Source organism: Parafrankia sp. BMG5.11, assembly GCF_004337455.1.
In genome coordinates, this window is record NZ_SJXI01000015.1 from 186,724 (window position 1) to 207,444 (window position 20,721).

The window sequence follows — 20,721 nt, forward strand, 5'->3', positions numbered from 1 at the left end:
CGATCGCTAGACCAGGAAACCGGACGCACCGATGGACATTCACGACCGCGCCGGTCCGGATCGCAGCGCTGCGGCAGCCAAGGGGTGGAGCGACCGGTTCTGGCACTCGGCCGACGGACTGCAACTCCACTACCGCGACTATGCGGGAGCCGCCGACCGCGCCCCCGTGATCGTGCTTCACGGGCTGACCCGCAATGCCCGTGACGGCGCGGAACTGGCCCAAAGGCTGGCAGGGACGCGCCGGGTGCTGGTCCCCGAAATGCGCGGGCGGGGCATGTCCGACTATGCGCCCGACAGCGCGAGCTACAATCCGGTGCAGTATGTCGCCGATCTCGTGGCGCTGCTCGATCAGGAAGGCATTACGCGGTTCGTAGCCGTGGGCACCTCGCTGGGCGGGCTGATGACGATGCTGCTGGCGCTGCAGCAGCCCGAACGGATCGCCGCCGCCGTGCTGGTGGACGTGGGGCCCGAGATCGACCCCGCGGGCATCGAACGGATCCTAGAATACGTGGGCCAGGGCGGCAGCTTCGCCACCTGGATGCACGCCGCGCGCGCGCTGCAGGAACTGCACGGCGACGTGCACCCCGACTTCGCGCTGGAGGATTGGCTCGCGATGGCCAAGCGGGTGATGGCGCTGGGCGCCAACGGCCGCGTGGCATACGATTACGACATGTCGATCGCCGACCCCTTCCATGCCGAGGCGGCACCCCCGGCAGCCGACCTGTGGCCGGCGTTCGAAGCGCTTGCCAACCGGCCGCTGCTGCTGCTGCGCGGTGAAAGCTCGGCGATCCTGTCCGCCGCGACAGCGCGCGAGATGCAGCGCCGCGTGCCGGACCTGACCGTCGTCACCGTCCCTCGCGTCGGTCACGCGCCGACGCTTGCCGAGCCGCAGTCCATCGCGTCGATCGAGGCCCTGCTCGCGAACGTGGCATGAGCGCTGCAAACCGCGCGCCCACAGCGCGCATCCTTCACCTGCACTCGACGTTCTCTGCCGGCGGCAAGGAACGCCGCGCGGTGCGGCTGATGAACGCGTTCGGGCCCAGGGTTGCGCACACGGTGGTCACCGGCGTCCCGGGCGAGACCGGCGCGGCGCGGGAATTGTCACGGGCGCTCAAGGTCGCGTACCCTACCGATTTCCCCGCGCTGGCCGGACGGCCGACGCCCGCGCGCCTGCAGAAGATCGCGCGCGCGATGCAGGGCCACGACCTCGTGCTGACCTATAACTGGGGGGCGCTCGATGCGGTGATGGCGCACACGCTGTTCGCCGACTTTTATCGCCTGCCGCCGCTGATCCATCACGAGGACGGCTTCAACGCCGACGAGCAGGGCAGCCTCAAGAAAAGCCGTAACTGGTACCGAAGGATCGCGCTGGGCCGCGCCCGCGCGCTGGTGGTCCCGTCCGAGGTGCTGGAGGAGATCGCGTTGACCGCCTGGGCCCAGCCTTTGGGCCGGGTGCACCGGATCCCCAACGGGATCGACACCGCCGCCTTCGCCAAAAAACCGCGCGCGGACGCGTTGCAGGGCATCATCAAGCGCAAGGGCGAACTGTGGGTCGGGACGCTGGCGGGTATGCGGCCAGTCAAGAACCTGCCGGGTCTCGTCCGCGCTTTCGCGCCGTTACCTGCGCAGTGGCAGCTGGTGATCGTGGGCGACGGCCCCGAACGGGCGGCGATCCGCGCCGAGGCCGAACGGCTGGGCATCGAGGATCGGGTTCATCTACCGGGCTTCGCCCCCGACCCCGCGCGGTTCGTCGGCCTGTTCGACATATTCGCGCTGTCTTCCCACAGCGAGCAATTTCCGCTTTCCCTGGTCGAGGCGATGGCTGCCGGCATCGCCGTCGCCGCGCCGGCTGTGGGGGACATCGCCGACATGGTGTCGCCAGACAACCAGCCCTTCATCACGCCGCGCGCTGACGAGGCCGCGCTGTCCGGCACGCTGGCGGCGTTGGCGGTGGACACCGGTCTCAGGAACCGGCTGGGCCAGTCGAACCGGCTTCACGCCCGCGCGCACTTCGAAGAACGCGCCATGATCGAAGCGTACCGCCGGCTCTATGCAGCGGCGATGGGCCGAGAGAGCCTGCCATAGCGCTTCACTTGGCGTTCACCGCCGGGGACGCATCCGGTTTGCAAGTTGAATTGGCCTGTCCTTAAGGTAAAGACGCCCGCGCGACCGGTTGGCGGATCGCATGGCACTACATAAACGAACGGCATCACGCGCTTGGCCCTGACCCCCGACAAATCACTCGCTCCTGACGACAAGCGCGCACGCGCCGCGGCGGCGCAGAACGACGTTCTGCTGCGCGAGGTGGACGATGCCGTGCGGCAGGACCAGTATGCCGATGCGGCCCGACGCTATGGCCGCCCGGCGCTGATCGCGGTCGTGGTGGTCCTGGCCCTGTTCGCGGCCTACCTTTTCTGGAACAGCCGGCAGGAAGCTGCGCGGGAACGCGATTCCGAAGCGCTGGTCGGCGCGCTCGACCAGGTGGAACGCGGCAATCTGGCAAGCGGCGCGACCGCGCTCGACCCGCTGATTGCCGATGGCACGGATGGTGCGAAGGCGGCCGCGCAGATGCTCAAGGCAGGGATCGCCATGGAGCAGTCCAAACCCGATGACGCCGTCAAGCTGTATGAGGCGGTCGCCGCCGACGGCGATGCGCCCCAGGCGCTGCGCGATCTGGCGACGATCCGCGGGGTCACCGCCCGTTATGACCGGCTCGCTCCGGCTGACGTGATCGGCCGGCTGAAGCCGCTGGCGGTGCCCGGCAACGCCTGGTTCGGACCTGCCGGGGAACTCGTCGCAATGGCGTATCTCGACCAGGGCAACACCGCCGAAGCCGGCGCGCTGTTCGCGGCGATCGCCAAGGACAAGGGCACGTCTGAAACGCTCAGGTCCCGCATCCGTCAGATGGCCGGCTTGCTGGGCGTAGACGCGATCGATGATGTCGACACAGTGCTCAACCGCCCGCAAGGCGCCGGCGAATGATTAGAACGAGGAACCGACCGCCGATGACCACTGCCAAGGCTCTATCAACAGCCGGGCGCGCGACGCTGACCCTGGCACTGGCGCTGGGGCTGTCGGCCTGTGGCGGCGGACTGTTCGGCGGCAAGGACAAGAAAGTCACGCCCACGGTCGGCAACCGCATCCCGGTGCTGTCGCGGATCGAAGGCGTGAAGATCGACCCGGCGCTGGCCGGCGTTTCGGTCGTGCTCCCGCCAGCTTCGGCCAATACCGACTGGGCGCAGGGTGGCGGCACTGCGGCCAAGTCTTACGGCCACCTCGCGCTGGGCGAGAACCTGTCACAGGCATGGAGCGCGCAGATCCCCGGATCGACGCAGCGCCGCCGGCTGGCCGCTGCGCCGGTGATCGGCGGCGGGATGCTGTTCGTCCAGGACAGCGCGGGCGTGGTCCACGCGTTCGATGCCCAGAGCGGCGCGCGCAGCTGGACCCACACCGCCGAGGTCGCGAGCAACGTCAGCTCGTCCAATTTCGGCGGCGGGGTCAGCTACGATTCCGGCCGGGTCTACGTCACCAACGGCGTGGGCGAAGTGATCGCGCTCGATGCCTCGAACGGCAGCCAGATCTGGAAGGTCAAGCCCGGCGGGCCGCTCCGCGGTGCTCCCACCGTGGCGTTCGGTTCGGTCTATGTGATGACGCAGGACAACCAGATCTTCGCGCTCTCCAGCGGCGACGGCAAGCTGCAGTGGACCGAATCCGGCTCCAGCGCGCAAACCGGCGTGTTCGGGGTGGCAGCGCCGGCCGCCGCGCAAGGGACGGTCATCGCGGGCTATTCCAGCGGCGAACTGGTTGCGTACCGGTACGAAAACGGCCGCTCGTTGTGGGCCGACGCGCTCGCCCGGACCTCGATCTCGACCGAGGTCGGCGCGCTGACCGACATCGACGCCGATCCGATCATCGATTCCGGCCGCGTCTATGCCCTGGGGCAGGGCGGGCGCATGGCGGCGTACGAACTGGTTACCGGCCAGCGCATCTGGGAACTCAACCTCGCGGGGATTTCCACCCCCGCGGTCGCGGGCGAGTGGATCTTCACGCTGACCGACGACGCGCGCCTGCTGGCGATCGCCCGCGGCACCGGCAAGGTGCGCTGGATCACCGACCTCGGCCAATGGCGCAACGCGGAAAAGAAGAAGGATCCGCTGTTCTGGACCGGGCCGGTGCTGGCCGGAGGCAACCTGTGGGTCGCCAATTCCGCAGGGCAAATCCATCGCGTAAGTCCGGCCGAAGGGTCGGCAACGCTGTTCCAGACGGTCAAGTCACCCGTCAGCCTGGCCCCGGTGGTCGCGAACAACACGCTCTACGTGCTGGATGACGGCGGCACGATCCACGCATACCGCTGACCCGTTCGCGCTTTGCCGCACTGTTAACCGTTAGCGGGTAATGCCGGGCGCCAATGAGCGCGCCCGATCGTCCCGCCGTAGCCCACCGCCCGCCGAGTGATGTCTCGGCGTGGGTAGGGTTGGCAGGTCTTGCCGGGCTGTTCGCCTGGTTCCTGATCTGCCGCCATTGGCCTGAGGTCGCCGCTTCCTTTGGTGTGCCCGGTCCACGGTTGCGGATGGACGGGCCATACGCCGCGCTGGCTGCGATGGTCTGGTCGGTGCTGCCGATGATCGCCGCCACGCTGGTGATCGACAAGGCGCACCGCCGCGCCTCGACCGGCATCGACTGGTCGCGCAAAAAGCTGCTGCGCGAGACGTGGCCGGTTTCGGCGGTCAAGCTGCTGGCGCTGTGGGCGACCTGGCTGGTCATCGCCGGCGTGTATTGCCTCGCCCGGTGGTACTGGGCCGAGCCGTACCTGTTCGCGATGGGCGTGCTGAAGGCGGCGGCCATCCCGCTGTTTGTTCTCGCGGTGCCGTACGTTGCGTGGCTGGATCGCTACATGGTGAACCCCCGCGATCATGCGTGGCACTTTGGCGCGATGCTGTTGGGCCAGCCGTTCGACGCAGCCGAGGTGAAGCGGCACTGGCGCGCGTGGATCATCAAGGGGTTCTTCGGCGCGTTCATGATCTCGATCCTGCCCGCCGGTTGGCAGGCTGCGGTCAATGCCGATTACGCCGCGATGCTGGGCAATCCCGCGGCGCTGGGCATGGCGCTCATCACCCTATTGTTTCTTATCGACGTGCAGATCGGCACGGTCGGCTATCTTGTCACGTTTCGCCCGCTCGACGCGCATATCCGCAGCGGCAATCCGCTGCTCGCCGGTTGGGTCGCGGCGCTGATATGCTATCCGCCGTTCGTCTACGGCTTCTTGGGCAACGGCATCCTGGGGTATGAGTTCGGCACGCCGGGCAGGGGCGATGCCAACTGGACCGTCTGGCTTGCCGCTCACCCCGGGCTGATGTGGCTGTGGGCCGGACTGCTGGTGACGCTGACCGCGATCTATGCTTGGGCGACGTTCGCTTTCGGCCTGCGGTTCTCCAACCTTACCTATCGCGGCGTGCTGACGAACGGCCCTTATCGCTTCACCCGCCACCCGGCGTACCTGTCGAAGAACGCGTTCTGGTGGGCCTCCACCCTGCCGTTCCTCGTCACCAACGGATCGCTTACCGACACCATCCGCAACACGGTGTGCCTGGCCGCGGTCAACGCGATCTATTTCTGGCGCGCGCGCACGGAGGAGGAGCACTTGTGGGCAGAAGACCCAAAGTACCGCGCGTACCACACATGGATGAGCGAGCACGGGCTGATCACCGCCCCGCTGGTGCGCCTGAAACGCCTGCTCCGACCGCGCGGAGGCGCGCTTCCCCTGCCGGCGGAGTGACCCGCTAGAGCGGGGTGCCTTCGCCGACCTCGTACCATTTGAGATCGCGTTCGACGACGCCAGCCTCGCGCATCGCGGACCCCCAGATCTTCATGTGCGTCGCGGCGCCGTGCGCCTTAAGCGCATCCATGTCGCGCCACAGCTCCGACACGTGCATCAGATCCGGATCGAGCACGTCGCGGGCGTAGGCGTACTGGATGCAGCCATCTTCCGCGCGGGTGGCGCTGAGAACCGTCTCCATCGCATCGCGCACCTTGTCGAGCCCGCCTGCAGCCACTCGAACCGTTCCGGCAATCAGGATCATCGGGTCATCCCCTCCTTAGAAGCTTTCTTCGTACACGCGGGTCAGATCGCCCGCCCACTCACCGTGATAGAGATCGAGCAGCCGCTGGGCCGGAACCTTGCCGCTTGCCACGATGTCTTCGAGCGGGCTCAGGAACCCCGTCTCGTTGTCGCCCCCGCTGCTCAGCTTGCCGCGCGCCGCAAGGCCCGCGCGGGCGATTCGCAGCGCCTCGGGCGCAATATCGCGCAAGGTGCGCCCGCCGCCCAATGGCGCGTCGAGGCCGAGCTTCGGCACCGCGTTGCGCAGCGCCTCACGCTCGTCCATCGTCCAGTCCTTGACCAGATCCCACGCGGCATCGAGCGCGCCCTGGTCGTACAGCAGCCCGACCCACAACGCGGGCAGCGCGCAGATGCGGTTCCAGGGGCCACCGTCGGCGCCGCGCATTTCGAGGAACGACTTAAGCCGCACCTCGGGAAAGGCGGTCGATAGGTGATCCCACCAATCCGACTGCCGCGGCTTCTCGCCCGGCAGCACTGACAGGTTGCCGTCAAGGAAATCGCGGAAACTGAGGCCGGAGGCATCGATGTACCGCCCGTCGCGGAACACGAAGTACATCGGCACGTCGAGCATGTAGTCGACGTAGCGTTCGTAGCCGAAGCCGTCTTCGAACACGAACGGCAGCATCCCGGTGCGCTGCGGATCGGTATCGGACCAGATGTGGCTGCGGTAACTGAGGTAGCCGTTCGGCTTGCCTTCGGTGAACGGCGAATTGGCGAACAGCGCGGTCGCCAGCGGCTGCAGAGCCAGGCTGACGCGGAACTTCTGCGCCATGTCCGCCTCGCTCGAATAGTCGAGGTTGGTCTGGATGGTGCAGGTCCGCAGCATCATGTCGAGGCCCAGGGTGCCGACCCGCGGCATGTGCCGCATCATGATCTCGTACCGGCCCTTGGGCATGATCGGCAGTTCGGCGCGGGTCTTGTCGGGCCACATGCCCAGGCCGAGGAAGCCCACACCGCAGCGGTCTCCGATGGCCTTGACCTGATCGAGGTGCCGCCCGGTCTCGGCGCAGGTTTCGTGCAGCGTTTCCAGCGGTGCACCGGACAGTTCAAGCTGACCCGCCGGCTCAAGGCTGACCGCGCCGTCCGGGCCGGTAAGCGCGATGACCTTGCCGCCTTCCTCAACCGGCCTCCACCCGAACTCCCGCATTTGCAGCAAGATGTCGCGGATACCTCCGGGCTCGTCATAGCTGGGGGCGGCGTGGTCGCTCCTGCGATAGACCAGCTTCTCGTGCTCGGTACCGATGCGCCAGCTCGCCTTGGGCTTCTCGCCCTTGGCCATGGGCTCCACGAGCTGGTCGCGGCTGTCGATGATCGGATCGTTGGCGTCGGAGGCCTGCCGCGTGCTCATGCAGGTTGCACTAGAAAACCCGCTTGAACCGCGCCAGCGAATTAATCGCGCCAGTCACCCGCCGCGCTCATCCACAGCGAAACGGCGGCGATGGCGGCAGTCTCGGCGCGAAGGATTCGCGGACCCAGCGAGATCGGCACCGACTGAGGCAGCCTGCGGATCGCCGCGTTCTCGCTGTCGTCAAAGCCGCCTTCGGGGCCGATCAGGATGGCCGCCGGACCGGGTCGGGCTGCCATTGCCGGCGCCGCCGGCACTCCGCCGCGCTCGTCGCAGAAGAACAGCGTGCGCTCGGGAGGCCAATCGGCGAGCAGCTTTTCCAGCCGCACAAGAGGTTCAACCTGCGGCAGGGCGGTGCGCTCGCACTGTTCGGCCGCCTCGATCATTCGCTTGGTGAGGCGGGACGCGTTGATCTGGCGAATCTGCGTCCGGCGCATCTCGACCGGCACGAACTGGCGCACCCCCAGCTCGCACGCTTTCTCCGCCGCCAATGCGAAGTTGTCGCGCTGGATCGGTGAGACGCACAGCCACAGGTCGGGGACTTCCTCGCGGGCGGCCAGCAAGCTGTCGATGGTGACGGAGGACCGCTCTTCCAGCCGGGCGACGTATTCGCCGGTGCGGTCGTCGAACAGGCGGACCGGGTCGCCCACTTTCAGCCGCAGCACGGTGCGCAGGTAGCGCGACTGGCCGGCGTCGAGCGGCACCTCGGCACCCACTGCCAGGGGCTGGTCGACAAACAGCCGCGGGGTCGATCGGGGCGGCCAGGCGGGGACCTGTGGCAGGTGCGGCGGGGTCATCGCTTTGCAGGTGGCATGCGCGGCGGTAGGGAACAAGCCATGGCGGATGCGATCGTCCCTGACAGCGAACAAGTTCCTGACAGTGAGTACGGGGGCCTAGTGGCGCGCCTGCCGCAGCGCCCGCGCGATCTGGCGATGCTGGCCCGGTTCGACCGGCCGATCGGCTGGTGGCTGTTGTTCTGGCCCTGTGCCTGGGGGGTGTGGCTGGCGGGGGCGGGGTGGCAGATCGGCCTGATGCTGTGGCTGCTGCTCGGCAGCATCGCGATGCGCGGGGCGGGGTGCGTGTACAACGATATCGTCGATGCCGATCTTGATGCGCGCGTGGCGCGCACCGCCAGCCGGCCGGTGGCGAGCGGGCGGGTATCCGCAAGACTGGCGTGGACGTGGCTGCTGGTCCTGTGCCTGATCGGCCTGGTGGTGCTGCTCCAGCTGAGGTGGCAGGCGCAGCTAGTCGCGCTGGCGAGCCTGGCGCTGGTGGCGGCCTATCCCTTCATGAAGCGCATCACCTGGTGGCCGCAGGCGTGGCTGGGGCTGGTGTTCACCTGGGGCGCGCTGGTCGGCTGGGTGGCGCTGCGGGGCGACCGGCTGGAAGTAGCGGGCGCGCTCTACGCGGGCGCGTTCTTCTGGTGCATGGGGTATGACACGATCTACGCGCTGCAGGATCGCGAGGACGATGCGCTGGTCGGCATCCGCTCCAGCGCGCTGCGGCTGGGTGCGCGGGTCAAGACGGGCGTCGCGCTGTTCTATGCCGCCGCGGTGATGCTGTGGTGCCTTGCGCTGTGGTTGCTGCGAAGCGATCCCATCGCCTTGCTCGCGCTCGCGCCGGCGGCGGCGCACCTGGGTTGGCAGGTGGTGACGCTTGACCCAGCGGACCCGGCCAACCCGCTGGCGCGTTTCCGCTCCAACCGCTTCGCCGGGGCGCTGGTCGCCGCGGCCTGCTTCGTTGCCGGAAACGCCTGATGTGCAACCTCTACCGCATGACCAAAGGCACCGACGAGGTTGCCCGGATGTTCGCAGTGACCAACGGGGCGGTCGGTGCCAATTTCGCAGAGGAAGTCTATCCCGGCTACCCCGGGCTGGTGGTGGCCGAGGGGCAAGTGCGCCAGATGGCGTGGGGCTTTCCGGTGGTGCTGAAGGGCAAGCAAGGCCAGCCGCTGAAGCCAAAGCCGGTCAACAACGCGCGCGACGACAAGCTGCTGACCGGTTTCTGGCGCGACAGCTTCGTCAACCGCAGGTGCCTGATCCCGGTGACCCAGTGGGCCGAGGCGGAGGGCGAGGCGGGGCGGATGACGCGCACCTGGTACCGGCTGGCAGGCCACGACCTGTTCGCGGTCGCCGGCCTGTGGCGCCCGACCGCGGAATGGGGTCATGCCTATACGATGGTCATGGCGGATTCGTGCAGCCAGATGGCCGAGGTGCATGACCGGATGCCGGTGATCATGACCCGCGAGCAATACGGCCAGTGGCTGGACGGCACGGCGGACGAGGCGCTGCGCCTGGTGCAGACCTGCGATCTTGAACTGCACACCGAAAAGACCGCCGAACTGTGGGTCGGCCGGCCGAAACCTGCAGAGCCGGCTGAACGCCAGGGCACGCTGCTTTAGCAGCGCCAACGATTTCGCCGGTTGACCCGCGCCCAAACCGCCCCGACAGGCCGCCGGGCATGACCGGCCATCTCACGCGAACTCAGGAATATCTGCTCGCGGTGGCCGCCGCTGTGGTGACCGCCAACGCGTATTACATCCATCCGATCATCGGCGAGGTGGCCCAGCATTTCGGCGTCAGCACCGCGCGGATCGGGATCGCTCCGGCGCTCAACCAGCTGGCCGTGGCGGTCGGCATCCTGCTGCTGTTGCCGCTGGGCGACCGGTACTCCAACCGCCTGCTGACGATCCTGTTCACCGGCGGGCAGACGGTGGGCCTGCTGGTGATGACGTTCGCGCAAGGGTTCACCCTGTTTGTCGCCGGATCGACCGTGCTCGGCTTTTTCACGGTCGCGCCCTACCTGCTGCCGGCATATGCCTCGAAGCGGGTCGCGCCGGAACGGCTCGGCCATGTGACCGCGATCCTCACCGCAGGGGTCATCTTCGGCATCCTGGTGGCGCGGGTCGGCGCCGGCGTGGTGGCCGAGCATTTCGGCTGGCGCACCGTTTACTGGATCGCCAGCGCGGCAATGATCGCGATCACCCTGGCGATGCCGCGGATCATGCGCGCCGAACCCGATGCGGCGCGCAAGGAGGGGCTCGGTTACCTGACGCTGCTCGGTTCGCTGATCGGCCTGGCGCGGACCCACCGGGAAATCCTGCTGTCCGGCGCGATCCAGGGGATCGGCTTTGGCCAGTTCATCGCCTTGTGGCTGGGCCTGGCTCTGTACCTCACCTCACCAGAGATGGGCTATGGCACCGACGTGGTCGGTTACCTCGCCGGGTTTGCCGCGATCAGCGTGTTCACCACGCCGATGTGGGGCCGGCTGGCCGATCGCGTTGGCCCACGGCGGGCCCGGCTGTGGTTCGCCGGGGCCCAGACTGCCGGCGTCGCGCTGCTCTATCCCTTCAGCGGCAACCTGATCCTGCTCGCGATCCCGCTGATCCTGGGCAACATCGTCGGTCCGGCGATCGACGTCACCACCCGGATGACCTTCCTCGCGCTCGACCCCGCGCTGCGTACGCGGCTGACCACGATCTACATCGTGCTGATGTTCGTCGGCGGCGCGGTCGGCAGCGTGGCCGGCACCGCGGTGTACGACGCGTTTGGTTGGGCAGGCACGGCGGCGTACGCGTTCGCTTCGTGCCTGGCGTTGACGGTGCTCGCCGCGATCGGATTGCGGCTCTACGGCAACCGGGTCTAGCTTTCCGGCCCGAGGGCGGGATCGAGATCGCGCGGCCGGGCGAAGTGGACCAGCTTGCCGCGTTCCTTTTCCAGCGAGGCCCAGTCGTCGATCGCGAGTTCAAGCGCCGCAAACGACGCGGTGGGAAACTTGACCGTGGCTTCATCGAACAGCTCGTTCTCGGCCGCCGGGGCGACCATCGCGAACAGCACGTCCTGCAGGCCCGGATTGTGCCCCGCGATCAGGACCGCTTTCGCGTCCCCCGCCTCGCGCAGCACATCCAGGAGGGTTTCGACATCGGCGAGGTAGAGCCGCTTGTCATAGCGCGGCTCGATCCCCGGCAACGCGGCCTCCAGCGTCTGCTTAACCCGTGCCGCGGGGCTGGCGATCAGCGCGTCCCACTTGACGCCGTGATCGCGGATGTGCGCGCCGATCAGCGCCGCGCCGCGCCGGCCCCGGTCGTTCAGCCCGCGGTCGAAATCGCGCATCCCGATGTCGTCCCAATCGGACTTGGCGTGGCGCAGGAGGCCGAGCAGCTTGGGCAGGTCAGGTCATCCCGTCAGCGGCCGCTTCGGCCGACTCTTGCGCGCCCGAAACACCGGATGCGAGGCGTTGTAAAGCCTCGTCGAGCGTGCAGCGGATCACCGGCGTGCCGGCGGGGAAGGCCGGCAACAGGCGGCTGGGGAACGCAGGTGACAGGACGACGAAGTGCCCCCGGTCGTCCTTGGACCGGATCAGCCGCCCGAACGCCTGCGCCAGCCGCGCGCGGATGATGCGGTCGTCGTACGCGCTGCCGCCGCCCGCCGCCCGGCGCGCGCGGTGCAGGATCGTGGGGCGCGGCCACGGGACCTGCTCCATGACGACGCACCTCAGACTTCGCCCGGGAACATCGACCCCGTCGCGCAAGGCATCGGTGCCGAGTAACGAAGCGGCGGGATCGTCGCGGAAGATATCGACCAGCGTGCCGGTGTCGATCGGATCGACGTGCTGCGAATAGAGCGGCAAACCCGAACGCGCGAGCCGGTCGGCGATGCGGCCGTGTACCGCGCGCAGGCGGCGGATGGCGGTGAACAGCCCCAGCACCCCGCCGCCGCACGCCTCGATGATGCGGCCGTATGCACCTGCCAGCCCCGGAACGTCGCCGCGCTGGATGTCGGTGACGATCAGCACCTCGGCGTTGCTGGCGTAATCGAACGGGCTTTCCGCCTCGCTCAACCGGGGCTGGGCGTCGAGATGCCGTGCCCCGCTACGCGCGACCGCCGCGTCCCAGTCCGGCCCGTCCTTTAGAGTCGCGCTGGTCAGCATCACCCCGTGCGCCGGCTCCAGCACCACCTGGGCGAACGGCTTCATCGGGTCGAGCCAGTGGCGATGCAGCCCGACGTCGAATTCGCGCGTATCGCTGCGCTCCACCGCCAGCCAATCGACGAATTCGGGGTCGCCCGGCCCGCCGAGCCGGTCCAGCAGCGCTTCCCACGCGGCGAGCAGGTCGCAGCGCCATTGCAGCGAATGACGCGCGCCTTCGATCCGGGCGCGGCCTTGCCCGTCCAGCCAATCGGGCGGATCGGCGATCACCGCCTCCAGCCGGCCGCCCAGCTTCATCAGGGGGGAACGGATCGCGGCGAGGGCACCGGCGGCTTGCGCGGCGAGCTCCACCACCGGCCCATCGAGGCCGGCGGCCTCGGTCTCGATGCCGTAACCCGCTTCCTGCCCGCCGCTTTCGTCGCGGGCATAGGTCGTCGCGCGCACCGCGCCGAGCAGCGCCTCGACCGGTCCCGCCGGCACGCCTTCGACCAGGCGCTGCAGCCAGCCTTCGCTCGGCAGTGCCTGCGCGGCATCCAGCGCCGCCTCGATCGCGGCGCCGCCCGCGTCATCGTAGCTGGCGACATCGGCCAGTCGCGCGGCGAGCCCGCGCCGCCGTCCGCGCGATTGCTTTTCCGGGCCGACGATCCAGCGGCGCAGCTCGATCGCCTCCGCCCCGGTCAGCGCGGCGGCAAAGGTCGAATCCGCCGCCTCGAACACGTGGTGCCCTTCGTCGAACACGATCCGCGTGGGACGCTGCGCATGATCCCTCCCGCGTGCGGCGTTCACCATCACCAGCGCGTGGTTGGCAATGACGAGGTCGGCCTGCGCGGAGGCGCGCGCGGCGTGCTCGATGAAGCACTTCCGGTAATGCGGGCACCCGGCATAGACGCATTCGCCGCGTTGATCGGTCAGCGCGGCGATCCCGCGCTTGCGGAACAGCGTGCCCAACCAGCCGGGCAGGTCGCCGCCGATCATGTCGCCGTCCTGGCTGAACGCCGCCCACCGCGCGACGAGCTGGGCCAAGATCGCCGCGCGCCCGCCGAACCCGCCTTGCAGCGCGTCTTCCAGATTGAGCAGGCACAGGTAGTTCTCACGTCCTTTGCGCACCACCACCGGGCGGGTGCCGTCCGCACGCGATTGCGGCCACGCACGGCCGCTTTCGCGGCGAAGCTGACGCTGGAGGTTCTTGGTGTAGGTGCTGACCCACACCGTGCCGCCGGACTTCTCGCTCCACAGATGCGCCGGCGCGAGATAGCCCAGCGTCTTGCCGATCCCCGTACCGGCTTGCGCCAGCAAAACGTGCGGCACCCCGCGCTTGGGACGCGGGGCGAACACTGCACCGGCTTCACGGGCGTAGCGGCGCTGGCCGGCGCGATGTTCGGCGCCTTCGCCGGTCAGCCGTGCGAGGCGGCCCTCGACCTCCTCCTCCTCGATCAGCACGTGACCGGGGGCGGGGCGCTCGGGCGCTTCCTCCCACTCGGGCAGGCGCGCGAACAGCCAGCGCTCGGCGCGTTCGGGCTTGCGGACATGGGGAACCAGCACCTGGGCCCACGGCCAGCGCATCCGGACCAGCGACTGGAGGGTGGACCACGCGCCCTCGCGCTCGGGCCAGTCGGCACTTTCGCAGGTGGCGATCAGCTTGCCCGCGGCTGCTTGCAGGAACGCCGGCACCGCGTCGTCGGCCCCCGGCTCGTCCAGCCCCAGCGCATGCGCCAGCCCCTTGGGCGTCGGCACCGCGAACCGCGCGGGGTGAACGAACGCGAACAGCTCCAGCAGATCCAGGCCCGACAGGTCGGGATAGCCGAGCCGGGTCGCGACCAGTGGCGCGTTGAGCAGCAGCAGCGGGGTGTCGGCCGCCGCCATCACCGCATCGCCCTTGCCGCACCCGCGGGTCACCTCGCGGTCGCGCAGCCAGGTGCCGGCATGGCTCGCGTGGAGGGCGGGGAGGGGCAGCAGCGCGCTCACCTGGCAATCCATGCGGAGCGGGGAACGAAAAGTAAACACGGCTTTCCTACAGCCGTACTGGCCGCCTAGAATCTAGACATGCAACTGTTCACGCCCGTAATGGCCAGCGATCCGGTGAGGTTCGCACAGACTGTGATATTTGCGCCGAGGACAGTGTGACACGTGTGACACAAGTCCCGTCGCGGCGGGCCGCTTGCCCTTGCGTCTGCGGCCGTTTCACTAAATGAAGCCCCGATGATCGATGATGCCCTGACCGAAGCCGCCCGCGTATCCAAGGCCTGGCCGTTCGAGGAGGCGCGCAAGCTGTTGAAGCGCTATCCCGACGGACGCCGCCCGGATGGCCAGCCGGTGGTGTTCGAAACGGGCTATGGCCCCAGCGGCCTGCCGCACATCGGCACTTTCCAGGAAGTGCTGCGCACCACGCTGGTGCGCCGCGCGTTCGAGGCGTTGACCGGCGGCGCGCCGACCCGCCTGATCGCGTTCAGCGACGACATGGACGGGCTGCGCAAGGTGCCCGACAACGTCCCCAACAAGGAGATGCTGACCCGCCATCTCGGCCTGCCGCTCAGCCGCATCCCCGATCCCTTCGGCACGAACGACAGCTTCGCGGGGCGCAACAACGCGATGCTGCGCGCGTTCCTCGACCGGTTCGGGTTCGAATACGAATTCGCCGCTGGCAGCGACCGATACAATTCGGGCGCGTTCGATGCCGAGCTGAAGAATGTCCTGCGAAACTACGACGCCATCATGGACATCATGCTGCCGACCCTGCGCGAAGAGCGGCGGCGGACGTATTCGCCGGTGCTTCCCGTCAGCGCGCTCAACGGCGTGGTGCTGCAAGTGCCGGTGGAAGTCGTCGATGCCGATGCCGGCATGATCCGTTTCGAGGACGCCGGCCGCACGGTCGAGCAATCGATCCTGGGCGGGCGGGCCAAGCTGCAGTGGAAGGTCGACTGGGCGATGCGCTGGGTCGCGCTGGGCGTCGATTACGAGATGTACGGCAAGGACCTGACCGACAGCGGCGTGCAGTCAGGCAAGATCGCCCAGGTGCTCGGCGGCCGGAAGCCCGAAGGACTGATCTACGAACTGTTCCTCGACGCCAATGGGGAGAAGATCTCCAAGTCGAAGGGCAATGGCCTGACGATCGACGAGTGGCTGACATATGGCACCGAAGAGAGCCTGGGGTTGTACATCTTCCCCAATCCCAAGAGCGCCAAGAGCCTGCATCCCGGCGTGATCCCGCGCGCGGTGGACGACTACTGGCAGTTCCGCGGGGCACTGGCCGAACAGCCGCTCGACAAACAGCTCGGCAATCCGGTGTGGCACCTGCTGGGCGCGACCGATCCCGCGCGGACAGGAGCGGGCGACACGGTGCCGGTGACCTATGCGCTGCTGCTCAACCTCGTAGGCGTGCTCGGCGCAGGAGCGACGCGCGAGCAGGTGTGGTCGTATCTGGAGAACTATGTCCCTGATGCCGATCCTGCCGCGCACCCCGAACTCGACAAGCTTGTCACCACTGCACTCGCCTATAACCGTGACCTCGTGGCGCCGGGGCTGCATCGCCGGGCGCCGAGCGAGAACGAGGCGGCCGCGTTGCGGGAACTGGACGCGCAGCTTGCCAAGCTTGGCAGCGATGCTTCGGCGGAGGAGCTTCAGACGATGGTGTACGAGATCGGCAAGCGCGAGGAATTCGGCTTCACCTCGCTGCGGGACTGGTTCCAGGCGCTGTATCGCACGCTGCTGGGCAGCGACCAGGGGCCCAGAATGGGCAGCTTCATCGCGCTTTACGGAGTGGACAACACCCGCCGCCTGATCGCGGAGGCACTGGCCCAGACTTCGCCCGCATGATCGGCGCGGCCGACCCGGAAACGCTTGCGCGCGAGTTGCTGGGCCGCGAACTGCACGAGCTCGATGACGAGGAGCAGGCGGTCATCTGCCGGGTGGCCGCGGGAACTTACTCGCAGCTTGATGCCGATGAGGCGGCGCAGATCGCATCCACCTTCGGCGACCGGCTGGCGGACCGGGTGGCGCGCGTCGGGGGAAGCTGGGGCTTCATTGTGTTCTTCGCCTGCGTGTTGCTGGCGTGGGTCCTGATCAACGCCGGTTACGTTTACGGCGTGCCGGTTTTCGACCGCTTCCCGTACATCTTCCTCAATCTGATGCTGTCGATGCTGGCCGCGATGCAGGCGCCGGTAATCATGATGAGCCAGAACCGGCAGTCGAAGAAGGACCGGATCACCGCCCGGCACGATTACGAGGTGAACCTGCGCACCCAGCTCGAGATCGTGCGGCTGTCACGCAAGCTGGACAAGATGGTTCACCTGGCGATCCGCGAGGCGAAAAAGGCGGAGGATTCCATCCAGGAGGTAGCGCAGGAGATGCGCAACACCACCGACTAGCTGTGGCGGCGGGTCCGGTACCACTTGGTCAGGACGTACTTTACGCCCTCCAGCACCGGCGTGCCGGCGTGCAGCGTGTTTTCGTTGGGTGAGCCGTCCGCCAGCGCGTTGTTCCACACCATCAGCACGCCGGCCTTGGGTTCGATCTTCGCGCCGACCTCCACGAAGTGGGTCTCGCCGCCCTTGTCCACGTTGTTGAGGAACGCCATCGCGGTCCAGCTGCGCTGGCCGCCGCGCTTCCGCTCGGTCTTCCAGTATTCCTCGCTGGTGTAGAACCAGTCGTTGTGCGGCTTGAATTCCTGCCCCGGATAATACCGCTGGCCCTGGATGGATTCGCCGCAGATGCCGTTGATTCCCAGGAGGTCGTCGATCCGCCGGCCGATCGCCTTGACCAGCGGGTCATGCCCGTTGAGGTCCCCGGAGTACGAGGTGCGAAAACCGGTCGAATAATCCTGGTCGTACAGCTTGCTCGGCTGCGCGACGGTGTCGATCATCCGCATCAGCCGCTGGCATTCGGACGGGGTGATGAAATCGCCGACCGCGAAGATCTCCGCCTTTTCGGTGGGCACTTTGTACACCCGCGGATCGGCTGCCAGCCGGGCGCGGACGGTTTCGCCCACCCGCCGCAGGGCGTCCTTGTCGGGAATCAGTTCGGTCGTCGGCATGGTGCGCCTCCTAGCAATCGGCTTGCCGCCCGCAAAGCCGGAGCTAGTGTGGCACGACAGGATAGAGAGGGGAGGCACTGATGCAGGCGGAGCAAGGCGCGCGATATTCAGGGGTGGCGATGCTGCTGCACTGGGTCATCGCGATCGCGGTGATCGTCAACTGGCGGCTCGCCGAAAGCGCCCACGATGGCCCGCGCGAAGCGGGCGCGAGCCTGATGGCGACGCACAAGGCGATCGGCATGACCATCTTGGCGCTGACGCTGGTCCGGCTCGCCTGGCGACTGGCGCATCCTTCGGCGGTGCGAACGGGCGATCTCAAGCCGTGGGAGCGGGTCCTTGCCAAGACCGTGCACGTGACGTTCTATGTCCTGCTGGTGGGACTGCCGCTGCTCGGCTGGCTGGGCTCCTCGGCGTTCGACAAGCCGGTGGACTGGTTCGGGCTGTTCCAGATACCCGCGCTGCCGGTGGGCCGGAATCCCGACACTGGCGAGACGCTGTTCGAGATCCACGAAACGCTGGGCGGGGCGATGGTCTGGCTGATCGCGCTGCATGTGGCGGGCGCGCTGAAGCACACGTTCTGGGACAAGGACGGCACGCTGTGGCGGATGCTGCCGTTCGGCAATCCCCGCGGCTGAGTTGGCGGAAAAGAACCCCCGCCGGCCGAAGCTGACGGGGGTCCAGTTTTTCCCGGACAGGCCACTCAATCCCACCCGGGAAGAGCGTGTCCGTTACCAGAAGAAGTCGTAGATCACGTCAGCCACCTGACCGGTGTAGACGTTCACCAGCAGCGCATCGTCATAGTAGCGCACCCAGCGATACGGGCCGTATGCTTCCGGCAGGCGGTACTGCCAAGGATCGTTGATCCAGTAGCGGTTGCTGTAGAACAGGCTGCCGAGACGGAAGCCGATGCTCAGCCGGTTGTAGCGATAGTTGTTGTACGGCGAGTAGTAGCGACCCAGCCGGTACCGATCCTGGTACTGGTTGCGGTAGCTGTACCAGTTGTACCGGTTGTCCTGCCGCCAGTCGCGGCTCCACGTCCGGTTATTGTCGCGGTAGTTGCCGTCCCGGCGCCCGTCGCGCCAGCTGTCGTTGCGGTCACCGTCGCGATAGCCGCTGCGATATGCATTCTGCGTCTGCTGCCGATCCCGGACATTGTCGATCCGGCGCCCGTCGCGATAGCCATCACGGTAGGTCTGGTTGCGCGTGTTGTCGGTGTAGGTCCGGTTGCGCTCCCAGGTGTTGTCGGTGCTGCCGGTGCGACCGTTCCAGCCCGAGCGATCGCGGCCCGCAGTCTGGGCCTGCGCGCGTGCCTGGGCTTGCGCCTGGGCACGGGCTTGAGCCTGCGCCTGCCAGTCGCCGCCGCTGCGGTTCCAATCGCGGCCTGAGCGAGCGGTGCCGGTGTCGCTGCGCCGATCACCGCGGTTCCAGTCGCGGCCGCTGCGCTGTTGCGCCACCGGTGCCGCCTGAGCGGCCTGGCGCTGCGGGGCTTGGTACGAACGCTGCGGAGCCTGCTGCGGAGCTTGGGCGGCCCGCTGCTGCTGGCGCGCCTGGCGTGCCTCGGTACGGACTTCGCGCTGTTCGGCGCGGCGGTTCTTGTAACCGTCCTCGTCCTGCGCATGGGCGATGGCAGGGAGGGCGCCGAACGACAGGGCAGCAGCAATCGCCGCGGCGCTTCCGGTGCGCAGAAGGGTCTTGATATTCACGGGCGTTCTCCAGATCGAAGAAGCCGCTCCACCACCTGCGGCCGTATGTCGATGAGTCGTTTTCTAGTTAATCCTGGCTGTCGCGAAACTGAACGATACGGCCAAAGTGTCACACGTGTCACACTGTTCATGGCAGCAGAAAACTTCCCCCTCCCATGCCCCGGTCCGTTTGTGGGTGAACGCAGACGGGGGTCGGAGGTGAGCCTTTGCTAGCAAGCGCCCGCGGATGTAGGAAAGCGGGAACCCCGCGTCCTCACGCAGCCAGCGGCGCGAGCCGGCTGATGTCGCGATGCGCGCCGGCGATCGCCTCGGCCTGCGCCGTCTCGCTGACCTTGAGCCCCTCGGCCACAATGAAGCGCAGATCGGTCACGCCGATGAACGCGAACACCGCGCGCAGATAGCTTTCGACGTGCTCGAAGGCGGCCTGGCCGCTGCCTTCACCATAGAGCTCGCCGCGCGCCACCGCGACGATCACCCGCTTGTCGCCCGACAGTCCTTCGGCAGCGCCAGTTTCGGTATAGCGGAAGGTTTCCCCGGCGATGGCGATCCGGTCGATCCACGCCTTGAGCTGGCTCGGCACGCCGAAGTTGTACATCGGCGCGCCGATCACCACCGTGTCGGCCGCCTTGAACTCCGCCAAGGCGGACTGCGATTCCTCGCTGGCGAACGCGGGCAGGGTGAGGTGCTCGATCGGCGCGGCGGCCAGGTCGCGGTAGACGACGCGCGCTTGCGGATCAGCGGCGGTCAGTTCGCGGACGATGGCGGCAGTCAGTTCACGGCTGGCGCTCGCCTCGCCGGTGATGGCGCTGTCGAGATGCAGGATGGTCATTAGCAGAAACTCCGGTCTGGAATGTTGACCAGCACCACATAAGTGACCACATCAGGGTCACAAGAACGCAAATTTTACAGACCAGGTCACATCGATATGACTACCTCTCCGCATCCCCACGCCAACCCGGACTGCCGCGCGGTCAGCGAACTGCTGAGCCGCGTGGGCGACAAGTGGACCGTGCTGATCGTCAAGTCGCTGGAGGGCGAAGCCTGCCGTTTCAACGAACTGAAGCGCGAAGTCGGCGGCATCAGCCAGCAGATGCTGACCCGCACCCTGCGCACGCTGGAGCGCGACGGGATGGTCGAACGCATCGTCCACCCGACCGTGCCGCCATCGGTGGAATACCGCCTGACCGCGCTCGGCCGATCGCTTGCCGTGCCGGTGATGGCGCTGGCGGACTGGACGTTCGCGCACCTGCCGCAGATCCACGCGAACCGGGCGGCGTATGACGGGGCGATCGACCAGGCCGCCTGAGCGGGCGGCCGGTCGCCCGGCTTACTTCATCGCAAATTCGCCGGGCTTCGCGCGGAACTCCGCAGCCGCATGCTGGCGCGCCTTGGTCGCGGTTTCGAACGCCTGGTCGACCACGGTCGCGGTGACCAGCGGATAACCCTGGCTGTTGTAACGCGTCTCGCGCACCGTCAGGCGGATCATGCCGTCGTCATTCTTGGTGATGAGGAACGGTTTTAGGGGAACGTAGGCTTTATCGGGCTTCATGGGCGGGACCTTTGCGCGTGGGGGTTAAGAGGACGATCGGGCGATCGAGGG

Annotated in this window: 21 protein-coding genes; 12 read left to right on the forward strand and 9 right to left on the reverse strand. The window is 67.7% G+C overall.

The window, feature by feature from the left end:
* Nucleotides 1-31 precede the first annotated feature (31 nt).
* From E0504_RS11780 to E0504_RS11800, 5 genes are all read left to right on the forward strand, one after another.
* Nucleotides 32-934, forward strand: a complete 903-nt coding sequence (locus E0504_RS11780) for an alpha/beta fold hydrolase (RefSeq protein WP_131624257.1) — start codon at nucleotides 32-34, stop codon at nucleotides 932-934.
* A complete protein-coding gene (locus tag E0504_RS11785) occupies nucleotides 931-2,085 on the forward strand; it encodes a glycosyltransferase (protein ID WP_131624258.1) in 1,155 nt (384 codons plus the stop codon). Before E0504_RS11780 ends, E0504_RS11785 begins: the two co-directional genes overlap by 4 nt.
* A gap of 132 nt (nucleotides 2,086-2,217) precedes the next feature.
* A complete protein-coding gene (locus E0504_RS11790) occupies nucleotides 2,218-2,982 on the forward strand; it encodes a tetratricopeptide repeat protein (RefSeq protein ID WP_131624260.1) in 765 nt (254 codons plus the stop codon).
* 23 nt (nucleotides 2,983-3,005) lie between these two features.
* Nucleotides 3,006-4,355 (forward strand): PQQ-binding-like beta-propeller repeat protein, encoded by a 1,350-nt coding sequence (locus tag E0504_RS11795; RefSeq protein ID WP_131624262.1) that lies wholly within the window; start codon nucleotides 3,006-3,008, stop codon nucleotides 4,353-4,355.
* A 53-nt stretch (nucleotides 4,356-4,408) separates the two neighbouring features.
* Nucleotides 4,409-5,776 (forward strand): isoprenylcysteine carboxylmethyltransferase family protein, encoded by a 1,368-nt coding sequence (locus tag E0504_RS11800; protein ID WP_131624264.1) that lies wholly within the window; start codon nucleotides 4,409-4,411, stop codon nucleotides 5,774-5,776.
* A 4-nt stretch (nucleotides 5,777-5,780) separates the two neighbouring features.
* Here E0504_RS11800 and E0504_RS11805 read toward each other — a convergent pair whose 3' ends face one another.
* The 3 genes from E0504_RS11805 to E0504_RS11815 are packed head-to-tail and all read right to left on the reverse strand — an operon-like array spanning nucleotide 5,781 to nucleotide 8,245.
* Nucleotides 5,781-6,080, reverse strand: a complete 300-nt coding sequence (locus E0504_RS11805; protein ID WP_131624265.1) for a putative quinol monooxygenase — start codon at nucleotides 6,078-6,080, stop codon at nucleotides 5,781-5,783.
* A 15-nt stretch (nucleotides 6,081-6,095) separates the two neighbouring features.
* Nucleotides 6,096-7,466, reverse strand: coding sequence for a glutamate--cysteine ligase (locus E0504_RS11810; protein ID WP_131624267.1), 1,371 nt, complete (start codon nucleotides 7,464-7,466; stop codon nucleotides 6,096-6,098).
* Between the two features lie 41 nt (nucleotides 7,467-7,507).
* A complete protein-coding gene (locus E0504_RS11815) occupies nucleotides 7,508-8,245 on the reverse strand; it encodes a 16S rRNA (uracil(1498)-N(3))-methyltransferase (protein ID WP_131624555.1) in 738 nt (245 codons plus the stop codon).
* A gap of 54 nt (nucleotides 8,246-8,299) precedes the next feature.
* On the opposite strand from E0504_RS11815, the gene ubiA reads away from it, so the two are divergent.
* From ubiA to E0504_RS11830, 3 genes are read left to right on the forward strand one after another with little or no spacing between them, the layout of a single operon-like run.
* A complete protein-coding gene (ubiA, locus tag E0504_RS11820; protein WP_131624269.1) occupies nucleotides 8,300-9,220 on the forward strand; it encodes a 4-hydroxybenzoate octaprenyltransferase in 921 nt (306 codons plus the stop codon).
* Nucleotides 9,220-9,864: an SOS response-associated peptidase gene (locus E0504_RS11825; RefSeq protein WP_131624271.1), complete on the forward strand. Its 645-nt coding sequence runs from the start codon at nucleotides 9,220-9,222 to the stop codon at nucleotides 9,862-9,864. The genes ubiA and E0504_RS11825 overlap by 1 nt, the downstream gene beginning before the upstream one ends.
* Before the next feature lie 59 nt (nucleotides 9,865-9,923).
* Nucleotides 9,924-11,108, forward strand: a complete 1,185-nt coding sequence (locus tag E0504_RS11830; RefSeq protein ID WP_131624273.1) for an MFS transporter — start codon at nucleotides 9,924-9,926, stop codon at nucleotides 11,106-11,108.
* On the opposite strand, the gene E0504_RS11835 is transcribed toward E0504_RS11830, so the two are convergent.
* Together E0504_RS11835 and E0504_RS11840 are read right to left on the reverse strand one after the other, a co-directional pair.
* Nucleotides 11,105-11,632 (reverse strand): histidine phosphatase family protein, encoded by a 528-nt coding sequence (locus E0504_RS11835; RefSeq protein ID WP_131624275.1) that lies wholly within the window; start codon nucleotides 11,630-11,632, stop codon nucleotides 11,105-11,107. The genes E0504_RS11830 and E0504_RS11835 overlap by 4 nt on opposite strands.
* 1 nt (nucleotide 11,633) lies before the next feature.
* On the reverse strand, nucleotides 11,634-14,366 hold the full coding sequence (locus E0504_RS11840) for an ATP-dependent DNA helicase (RefSeq protein WP_131624557.1): 2,733 nt from the start codon (nucleotides 14,364-14,366) through the stop codon (nucleotides 11,634-11,636).
* A gap of 222 nt (nucleotides 14,367-14,588) precedes the next feature.
* On the opposite strand from E0504_RS11840, the gene E0504_RS11845 reads away from it, so the two are divergent.
* Both E0504_RS11845 and E0504_RS11850 read left to right on the forward strand, forming a co-directional pair.
* Nucleotides 14,589-16,202 (forward strand): lysine--tRNA ligase, encoded by a 1,614-nt coding sequence (locus E0504_RS11845; RefSeq protein ID WP_131624276.1) that lies wholly within the window; start codon nucleotides 14,589-14,591, stop codon nucleotides 16,200-16,202.
* On the forward strand, nucleotides 16,199-16,753 hold the full coding sequence (locus tag E0504_RS11850) for a DUF1003 domain-containing protein (protein WP_131624278.1): 555 nt from the start codon (nucleotides 16,199-16,201) through the stop codon (nucleotides 16,751-16,753). Before E0504_RS11845 ends, E0504_RS11850 begins: the two co-directional genes overlap by 4 nt.
* Here the strand turns inward: E0504_RS11850 and E0504_RS11855 are convergent.
* Nucleotides 16,750-17,418, reverse strand: a complete 669-nt coding sequence (locus E0504_RS11855; RefSeq protein WP_131624280.1) for a 2OG-Fe(II) oxygenase — start codon at nucleotides 17,416-17,418, stop codon at nucleotides 16,750-16,752. The two genes, E0504_RS11850 and E0504_RS11855, sit on opposite strands and share 4 nt — an antisense overlap.
* A 113-nt stretch (nucleotides 17,419-17,531) precedes the next feature.
* Between E0504_RS11855 and E0504_RS11860 the strand changes: the two genes are divergently transcribed.
* Complete coding sequence (locus E0504_RS11860) at nucleotides 17,532-18,053, forward strand: cytochrome b (RefSeq protein ID WP_207912494.1); 522 nt, start codon at nucleotides 17,532-17,534, stop codon at nucleotides 18,051-18,053.
* A 93-nt stretch (nucleotides 18,054-18,146) separates the two neighbouring features.
* On the opposite strand, the gene E0504_RS11865 is transcribed toward E0504_RS11860, so the two are convergent.
* Together E0504_RS11865 and E0504_RS11870 are read right to left on the reverse strand one after the other, a co-directional pair.
* On the reverse strand, nucleotides 18,147-19,121 hold the full coding sequence (locus E0504_RS11865) for an RcnB family protein (protein WP_131624284.1): 975 nt from the start codon (nucleotides 19,119-19,121) through the stop codon (nucleotides 18,147-18,149).
* Between the two features lie 253 nt (nucleotides 19,122-19,374).
* On the reverse strand, nucleotides 19,375-19,950 hold the full coding sequence (locus E0504_RS11870; protein WP_131624286.1) for an FMN-dependent NADH-azoreductase: 576 nt from the start codon (nucleotides 19,948-19,950) through the stop codon (nucleotides 19,375-19,377).
* 96 nt (nucleotides 19,951-20,046) lie between these two features.
* On the opposite strand from E0504_RS11870, the gene E0504_RS11875 reads away from it, so the two are divergent.
* On the forward strand, nucleotides 20,047-20,427 hold the full coding sequence (locus tag E0504_RS11875) for a helix-turn-helix domain-containing protein (RefSeq protein ID WP_131624559.1): 381 nt from the start codon (nucleotides 20,047-20,049) through the stop codon (nucleotides 20,425-20,427).
* A gap of 21 nt (nucleotides 20,428-20,448) precedes the next feature.
* Here E0504_RS11875 and E0504_RS11880 read toward each other — a convergent pair whose 3' ends face one another.
* Complete coding sequence (locus tag E0504_RS11880) at nucleotides 20,449-20,670, reverse strand: hypothetical protein (RefSeq protein ID WP_131624288.1); 222 nt, start codon at nucleotides 20,668-20,670, stop codon at nucleotides 20,449-20,451.
* Between the last annotated feature and the right edge of the window lie 51 nt (nucleotides 20,671-20,721).

Excerpts from the sequence above, each read along its gene's own strand:
- E0504_RS11850 (WP_131624278.1), top strand. The coding sequence starts at position 16,199 with ATGATCGGCGCGGCCGACCCGGAAACGCTTGCGCGCGAGTTGCTGGGC.
- E0504_RS11795 (WP_131624262.1), top strand. The coding sequence starts at position 3,006 with ATGACCACTGCCAAGGCTCTATCAACAGCCGGGCGCGCGACGCTGACC.
- E0504_RS11810 (WP_131624267.1), bottom strand. The coding sequence starts at position 7,466 with ATGAGCACGCGGCAGGCCTCCGACGCCAACGATCCGATCATCGACAGC.
- E0504_RS11780 (WP_131624257.1), top strand. The coding sequence starts at position 32 with ATGGACATTCACGACCGCGCCGGTCCGGATCGCAGCGCTGCGGCAGCC.
- E0504_RS11785 (WP_131624258.1), top strand. The coding sequence starts at position 931 with ATGAGCGCTGCAAACCGCGCGCCCACAGCGCGCATCCTTCACCTGCAC.
- E0504_RS11875 (WP_131624559.1), top strand. The coding sequence starts at position 20,047 with ATGACTACCTCTCCGCATCCCCACGCCAACCCGGACTGCCGCGCGGTC.
- E0504_RS11800 (WP_131624264.1), top strand. The coding sequence starts at position 4,409 with ATGAGCGCGCCCGATCGTCCCGCCGTAGCCCACCGCCCGCCGAGTGAT.
- E0504_RS11880 (WP_131624288.1), bottom strand. The coding sequence starts at position 20,670 with ATGAAGCCCGATAAAGCCTACGTTCCCCTAAAACCGTTCCTCATCACC.
- E0504_RS11825 (WP_131624271.1), top strand. The coding sequence starts at position 9,220 with ATGTGCAACCTCTACCGCATGACCAAAGGCACCGACGAGGTTGCCCGG.
- E0504_RS11855 (WP_131624280.1), bottom strand. The coding sequence starts at position 17,418 with ATGCCGACGACCGAACTGATTCCCGACAAGGACGCCCTGCGGCGGGTG.
- E0504_RS11805 (WP_131624265.1), bottom strand. The coding sequence starts at position 6,080 with ATGATCCTGATTGCCGGAACGGTTCGAGTGGCTGCAGGCGGGCTCGAC.
- ubiA (WP_131624269.1), top strand. The coding sequence starts at position 8,300 with ATGGCGGATGCGATCGTCCCTGACAGCGAACAAGTTCCTGACAGTGAG.
- E0504_RS11845 (WP_131624276.1), top strand. The coding sequence starts at position 14,589 with ATGATCGATGATGCCCTGACCGAAGCCGCCCGCGTATCCAAGGCCTGG.
- E0504_RS11840 (WP_131624557.1), bottom strand. The coding sequence starts at position 14,366 with ATGGATTGCCAGGTGAGCGCGCTGCTGCCCCTCCCCGCCCTCCACGCG.
- E0504_RS11870 (WP_131624286.1), bottom strand. The coding sequence starts at position 19,950 with ATGACCATCCTGCATCTCGACAGCGCCATCACCGGCGAGGCGAGCGCC.
- E0504_RS11830 (WP_131624273.1), top strand. The coding sequence starts at position 9,924 with ATGACCGGCCATCTCACGCGAACTCAGGAATATCTGCTCGCGGTGGCC.